Genomic DNA, 6,846 nt, shown 5'->3' on the forward strand with positions numbered 1-6,846 from the left:
TTGGTCAATCTCGGTTATGGCCAGCCGCAGGCGGCGGCGGCCATCGCAGCCGCTTCGCGCAGCGCCGGAGAAAAGGCCGAGACCGCGCAACTCATCCGGCTGGGACTGAAGGAATTGGCGAAGTAACCTGTCGCTGCCCGCCGCCTCGAAGGAAATGCAACGTCGACCATGCTGAGTAAAAAGGACAAGGAACTGATAGCAGCGGCCACCAAGGCGATCAGCCAGCGTTACCGCAACGACTGGCAGGAAGTCGGCGCGGCAATGCGCACCCGCGACGGCCGCATCATCACCGGCGTGAACATCGACGCCTATATCGGCCGGATCGCCGTCTGCGCCGAAGCCATCGCCATCGGCCGCGCCATCACCGAGGGCGGCGACCATGGCATCGAGACCATCGTCGCCGTGCGTCATCCGAAACCCGACGAGCCGGGCAAGATCGCGGTGGTCTCGCCCTGCGGCATCTGCCGTGAACTGATCTACGACTATGACGCCAAGGCGCGCGTCATCGTGCCCGACAACGGCCGCACGCCGAAAGTGACGAAGATCAGTGAGCTGTTGCCGAACAAATACCGGAGGGGCAACGAATGAATCCGCCCTCCCGCATCGTCACGCCCGAACGCCGCACCGACGATGTCGGTGATACCGCGCTGCGGCCGCAACTGCTGTCCGAATTCGTCGGCCAGGCCCAGGCGCGCAAGAATCTCGCGATTTTCATCGAGGCCGCGCGCAAGCGCGGGGAGGCGCTTGACCACGTGCTGTTTGTCGGACCGCCCGGGCTCGGCAAGACCACGCTGGCCCAGATCGTCGCGCGCGAACTCGGCGTCGGTTTTCGCGCCACCTCCGGGCCCGTGATCGCCAAGGCCGGCGATCTCGCTGCCCTTCTGACCAATCTCGAAGAACGTGACGTGCTTTTCATCGACGAAATCCATCGCCTGAGCCCGGCGGTCGAGGAAGTGCTCTATCCTGCGATGGAAGACTTCCAGCTCGACCTGATCATCGGGGAGGGGCCGGCGGCGCGCTCGGTCAAGATCGAGCTTGCAAAATTCACCCTGGTCGGCGCCACCACGCGCGCGGGCCTCCTGACTAATCCGCTGCGCGATCGTTTCGGCATTCCGGTGCGGCTGAACTTCTACACCGAAGAAGAATTGGAAAAGATCGTCACCCGCGGCGCCCGCGTGCTCCAGATCGGCATGACCGGCGACGGCGCAAACGAAATCGCCCGTCGCGCCCGCGGCACGCCGCGCATCGCGGGACGGCTGTTGCGGCGGGTGCGGGATTTCGCTTCCGCCGCGGACGCCGAATCGATCGATCGCAAAATTGCCGACAACGCGCTGAGCGCGCTGGAAGTCGATGCCGCCGGTCTCGATGCGATGGACCGGCGTTATCTCATGACCATTGCGATGAACTATGGCGGGGGCCCGGTCGGCGTCGAGACCATGGCGGCGGCCTTGTCGGAGCCGCGTGACGCGATCGAGGACATCATCGAGCCGTTCTTGATCCAGTGCGGTTATCTGCAACGCACTCCGCGCGGACGTCTCCTGACCTCGCATGCCTTCCGTCATCTAGGTCTTGCCGAACCCGCACGCGATCCGGCGCAGTTCGGATTGTTCGGGACCGACAGCGAGGACGAATGACGGTTAACCGAGCGATAGAGACGCGCATGTCACATCGCCACCGGTAGCTTGCGCAATATCTGCACGAACGTTCCCCAATGCAGCTGTATTCCCACGGCAAAAGCCGGGCGCATCACGATCGGTCCACGTCAGGATGAACAGCGACGTCATCGTCTCCGGCGGCCTCGGTTGCAGCATCGTGCCGTTCCGACTCGGCGTCCCGCCGGAACAACGGCTGGTGACGCTGGGCAAGCCGGCTAGGCGCGTGCGATCCTTGGGTTGCGCCAATCCGCCTTGCCCTCGCTCGGCACAGAATGTCCCACGAAGTCAGAGCGGGTCGCGTCGTAGACGGGTGTTCCGAGAAATTGCGATGGGGGCGCAGAGAAAGGCCGCGTGTCGAAGTTCGACCGTAGCAGGTGGGATGTCGGCAGTGCTTCTCTTGTGATGCGACAGGAATTCCTGCACCCCCATTGGGTAATCCGATGCAAGCCATGCCCTTGGAGGTCCATTGACAGCCAGCGGTGTGTGGGGATGTACGCCGGAACGGTGGCACCGTGGACTCCACCGAATGAAATGAACGGATGGATGTAGACGGCGGGCCGACCGGTGCCTACCGATCGGCACCCAAGCTTGACTTCACCTGCATGTGACCGGAAGTGAACGTCACTTCTCGTGCAGGCGCGCTTGCTAAAGTGCATCGGCCAACCGGCGAAGTACCGCAGGCCAAAAGGTCACCTTTCCGTCGCTGGTGCCGTTACGCACGATGAAGAGGTTCTTGTCAGGGGCAACGTAGATGAACTGGCCGTATCGCCCGAAGGCGAAGAAATCGCGGCGCCCACCCTTTGGGGCGTACCCCCACCACATGAAGCCATAGAAGCCACCATCGCCACGAAAGACCGGCTCATCCGCGAAGAGGTCGTGATGATAATAATCTTCGGGTATGTCGACAGGTGGCGTTGTCGCCTCTTCGATCCAGTCGTATGGGACAATCTGCTTGCCGTTCCAGGTGCCGTGTCGGAGCATGAGCAGCCCGAATTTGGCAAAGTCGATCGTGCGCGCGTTGAGGCCGCTTTCGAGTTTCTCCAGACCGTCGGTCTCGCTGTCGAGGCTCCATGAAGCGGCGAATTCCATCCCAAGCGGCGCCCAGATCTTCTTCTCGAGATAGGCGCTGACCGACAGGCCCGTGGCTCGCTCCAGGATGAGTCCGAGCAGCAAGGGATGATAATTGTTGTATTGGAACCGCTCGAGTGGGCGCCGTTCCGGCTGCACGCCAAAGGCGAGCTTTCTCAAGTACGGACTGAGATAAACCTTGGCATCGTCTCCCCAGGGAGAGTCCACAAGGCCCAGAATTTTGGAACGGTCGTAGACGAAGCCCGAAGACATCCGCAGGAGATGTCGGATGGTCACATGCCCGAACTTTGCGCGATCGAGCTCGGGCAGAAAGTCGGTGATGGGTTGATCGACCGATTTGATGCGGCCTTCGGCCACGGCGATGCCGATCAAGGTGGAGAGGAAGGACTTGGCCATGGAGAAGGACGTCTGCCAGGAATCGCGCTGCCGGCCGTCGAAATATCCTTCATAGAGAAGCCGATCGCCTTCCGCGATGATGAAGCCGGTCGTGCCGTTGCGCGCCAGAAATTCACGAAAATCGCCCTTGGGCGGCGCCGATTTAGGGTCGTCAGTCAGAACCCGTCGAAAGGCGGCTGCAACGCGTTGCTCGTCGGGAGCCTCGATAAAATGATAGGCAGAAGCCGGAGCGGCGATGGGGCGCGCCGGAAAATGATCGATGTCGGCTACCGAAGAATTACCCCATAGAATGATGCGGCGAACATATTCGGGGCCCAGCACATCGAAAGGCTCTGCCAGCGACCAGGCCAAAGCGAAAAGCGCCATCCCGATGGTCCCGACCAAAATCAACCAATTCATCGACCTCTCTCGAATCGCGTCTTCATCGTTCTTTCGCCTCATCATCAACAACGCCTCGTCAGCGAACGGGGAAACCTGTGAGCGCACGCACGACCTGCAGATCGGGCACAACGTTCGATAAGATGCCGGAGGTTGTCCGGAGCCGCAGAAAACCCCCATCCTTAAAACATGGGAGCGAACTATTAGATAAATGAATGGTTCATTTTATATTCAGACTGTAAACCGGGGTCAAGCCCGATTTCCCTGAAGGCCGCCACCAGAGTAAGGATGTGACATGAGACGAAAGCCAGCTGGACGGTTGCATCAGATCGCGGAGGCCGCCATTACCGTCCTCAGCCAGCAAGGCTACCGGCTGACCCAGATGGCCGATGTCGCCCGCGAAGCCGGTCTTTCTGCCGGGGCTCTCTATAGCTACGTCGAAGGCAAAGAAGCGCTGCTGCATCTGGCGGTGGCTCATGCGTTTGAACTGAAGCTGGACGAGTCGGAGCTGCCCTATCGCATCGGCTCGCCGGACGAGACGCTCCACTTGCTCAAGCGTGAATTCAAGCGCGCGGCGGTATGGCCCGTCCTATCGGAGAATATCCGCAGCGGGAGGATGCTGCTGCAGCCCGCTGACCTCCCCGGCGTTGCGGCTGAGCTCTATGACATGATGCACGCGAGGCGCCGCGGAATTTGGTTGCTCGATCGGTGCGCCAAAGACATCCCCGGAATTGCCAACCTCTATGTGAAGCAGGTCAAAGCCCAATATCTCAAGGACCTCGCAACCTTCATCGCCATGGGACAGGTACGGGGTCTCTTCCAACGGGATATAGATCCGCCGACAGCGGCGCGGGGGCTCCTTGAGATGATCGCTTGGCTCGCCATGCACCGCTTGCGAGATGCACTGCCTTTGCAGGTTGACGAAGATCAGGTGCGACGCACTGCGGTTTCGCTGGTTGGAAACGCCTTGCGCGTGGCCAAGGGCCGCAGCGTCGATGGGCGCGACGGGTCTAAGGCAGAGTCATCCCGAACCACCCCCAGCCCAGACGATCAAGGTGCCTCGCTATAGGTCAGGGAAAGCGCAGAACTTTGTGCCCCGAGGGCCAGCAGTGGCTACGTTACTTTTGTTGCGCCCAGGTCCTCTTTGCTACTGAACGTCGACGCCCGCGCGAGCTTGCCAGTAACGGAAGCCTAGACTGGTCGCTTACGCCTTGCAGGTGCTTTTCGACGCACTGGCATCGATGATTGGTCCGCCGCTTCGGCCTCGAGAATCGCGGCCTCGGTCATCGTTCGACCGAGCAAAAAGTATTTTACGTCGCCCAGAAGCGCTGCCGTATTTGACGTCGCCTGAAACGCAGTTAGCTTGAACACGAGTTGCTGGACGTCCTGATCTGCTCGGATCTCCCCAGCCGTTTGGGCATCTCGAATGGTCCTGGCCAGCAGCGCCTTCCACGCATCGCGGCATTTGTTGACTCGATCTTGGATAACCCCAGGTCGCGCGCGATATTCATTGATGGCCGCGTACATCAAGCAGCCGCCGGGAAACACGCGCTGATCAACGTAGTCAAACCAGCCATGGCAAAGGCGTCGAAGCCGTTTGATTGGAATAGGCTCGTCCAGCGACGGAGTGATTACCTTTGCTGAAAACACCTCTGCAGCCGCATCCAGCGTTTTGACTTGCAGAGCTTCCTTGTCCCCGAACAGCACGGTGATGTTGCCCTTGCTGATCCCGAGATCTGACGCGAGTGAGCCTACAGTCAGCCCCTCAAATCCTGAAACCGAAGCAACATCCATCGCGCGGTCGAGGATGATTGCGCGCGCTTTCGCGCCCCGAAGGCGTCGCCCGTCTGTCTCGCCCGCGGGCGGGGTAATGCGACCACGACCAGTTTTCATATCTCACCCGCATTCACTCAATCCCGAGCCAACTACATGCAAAGCCTCCAATTCAAGCGGGCATGCCCTCATGTTCGAGCACGCGCCGCACTGCCGGCCGCTCCAGTGCCCGCTCTGCAACTTGGCTCCATGCTGGATATCGCTCCTGCATGGGATTCCCCGCACGCTTCGAACCCAGGTAGAAGAAAAGCAAGTACGCATCCACGATCGTGTACTGGTCGGGCACCGCCCAGTTTCGGCCATGGAGCTGCTGTTCGATAAAGGCAAAGGCCGTGCCGACGTTTTGGCGACCCTTTGCGATCACTGCCGGATAGTCTTTTGCATCGGTGACGAACCGCTGCGGCCGAACCACTTGACCGAATGCGACTGCATGTACCGCGGTCGACAGCCAGTTCATCCATTCAAAACAACGCGCTTCGGCTTCGGGATCCTTCGGAATCAATTGAGCTTCAGGATGCCGACGAGCCAGAAACGTCATGATCGCCGGCGCCTCTGTCAGAACACGATCATCGATAGTGAGCGCAGGAACGCGCCCCTTCGGATTGATCTTCAGGTACTCGGGACTGGTGAGGACCTCGGCGGTTCCTTGCTGATCGATAGTGACCTGCTCGACCCGATATGGATGCCCTATCTCCTCGAGGACGATGTGAGGTGAGATTGAACAGGCGCCAGGTGACCAGTAAAGCGTTTGCATCTGAATGCTCCAGAACCGTGGATTTAATAAATACGAACGTACGTTGATATTTATTCGCCGTCAAACAATTTTCTCACTCCTTCGGGCTGATACCAAATCTCAGCAATTGTGACTCGTTGACGATTCCCAAATCAGTTTTGCTCTGATTCATTGGTGGCGAACGATGGAGGTTCGTCATGGCTATTGCAGTATCGTTGCGCGGGGACTTCAAGGCATCGCAACTGCGCGCTGTTGCGAGGAAGACGAAGGATGGCCCGCAGGCTCGGCGGCTTTTGACGCTGGCGGCCATTTACGATGGGGCGACCCGCACCGAGGCGGCGAAGATCGGCGGCGTGACGCTGCAGATCATCCGGGACTGGGTGATGCGGTTTAATGCGCGGGGTGCCTCGGGCCTGCTTGACGGCAAATCGCCAGGCCAACCCACGAGGCTCAATGATGTGCAACGCCAGGCGATTGTGCGGATGATCGAGAGCGGCCCGATCCCGGCGATCCACGGTGTCGTGCGCTGGCGACTGATCGATCTTTCCCAATGGGTATACGAGGAGTTCCACATCACGGTCGCCAAGCAGACGCTGAGCCGGGAGCTTCGGGCGATGGGTTACCGCAAGCTCTCAGCACGACCCCGCCATCATGCGCAAGCCGAGGGAGCCATCGAGGATTTTAAAAAAAGTTCCCAGCGCGCCTGGATGAAGTCGCGCGCGAAAAGGCGATCGACGTCGGCAAGATAGAAATTTGGTTCCA

The 6,846-nt window shown here is 60.0% G+C and carries 7 protein-coding genes and 2 pseudogenes; 6 read left to right on the forward strand and 3 right to left on the reverse strand.

Features of this window, described 5'->3' with window-relative positions; translation table 11 throughout:
- From WB528_RS24275 to WB528_RS24290, 4 genes and pseudogenes are all read left to right on the forward strand, one after another.
- Nucleotides 1–126 (forward strand): annotated as a pseudogene (locus tag WB528_RS24275) (Holliday junction branch migration protein RuvA); the annotation flags it as partial.
- A gap of 42 nt (nt 127–168) precedes the next feature.
- Entirely contained in the window at nt 169–588 is a 420-nt protein-coding gene (locus tag WB528_RS24280; protein ID WP_423891480.1) for a cytidine deaminase, read from the forward strand.
- A complete protein-coding gene (gene ruvB / locus WB528_RS24285) occupies nt 585–1,634 on the forward strand; it encodes a Holliday junction branch migration DNA helicase RuvB (RefSeq protein WP_423891483.1) in 1,050 nt (349 codons plus the stop codon). Before WB528_RS24280 ends, ruvB begins: the two co-directional genes overlap by 4 nt.
- Nucleotides 1,635–1,758: 124 nt before the next feature.
- Nucleotides 1,759–1,866: pseudogene (locus WB528_RS24290) on the forward strand (metallophosphoesterase); the annotation flags it as partial.
- Between the two features lie 434 nt (nt 1,867–2,300).
- Here the strand turns inward: WB528_RS24290 and WB528_RS24295 are convergent.
- Nucleotides 2,301–3,539: a serine hydrolase domain-containing protein gene (locus WB528_RS24295; RefSeq protein WP_423891484.1), complete on the reverse strand. Its 1,239-nt coding sequence runs from the start codon at nt 3,537–3,539 to the stop codon at nt 2,301–2,303.
- 298 nt (nt 3,540–3,837) lie between these two features.
- Between WB528_RS24295 and WB528_RS24300 the strand changes: the two genes are divergently transcribed.
- The gene (locus WB528_RS24300; RefSeq protein WP_423891486.1) at nt 3,838–4,587 is read left to right on the forward strand and encodes a TetR/AcrR family transcriptional regulator; all 750 of its coding nucleotides are present in this window, start codon (nt 3,838–3,840) and stop codon (nt 4,585–4,587) included.
- A 122-nt stretch (nt 4,588–4,709) separates the two neighbouring features.
- Here the strand turns inward: WB528_RS24300 and WB528_RS24305 are convergent, their stop codons facing one another.
- Both WB528_RS24305 and WB528_RS24310 read right to left on the reverse strand, forming a co-directional pair.
- Nucleotides 4,710–5,411 (reverse strand): TetR/AcrR family transcriptional regulator, encoded by a 702-nt coding sequence (locus WB528_RS24305; protein ID WP_423891487.1) that lies wholly within the window; start codon nt 5,409–5,411, stop codon nt 4,710–4,712.
- Nucleotides 5,412–5,463: 52 nt separating this feature from the next.
- Nucleotides 5,464–6,105 carry a glutathione S-transferase family protein gene (locus WB528_RS24310; RefSeq protein ID WP_423891489.1) on the reverse strand — a complete coding sequence of 214 codons (642 nt, stop codon included), beginning with the start codon at nt 6,103–6,105 and terminating at the stop codon, nt 5,464–5,466.
- A gap of 176 nt (nt 6,106–6,281) precedes the next feature.
- Between WB528_RS24310 and WB528_RS24315 the strand changes: the two genes are divergently transcribed.
- A complete protein-coding gene (locus WB528_RS24315) occupies nt 6,282–6,833 on the forward strand; it encodes a helix-turn-helix domain-containing protein (RefSeq protein ID WP_423891491.1) in 552 nt (183 codons plus the stop codon).
- The last annotated feature ends 13 nt before the right edge of the window (nt 6,834–6,846 follow it).

The organism is Bradyrhizobium sp. (assembly GCF_049586575.1).
In the GTDB taxonomy this organism is placed as follows: domain Bacteria; phylum Pseudomonadota; class Alphaproteobacteria; order Rhizobiales; family Xanthobacteraceae; genus Bradyrhizobium.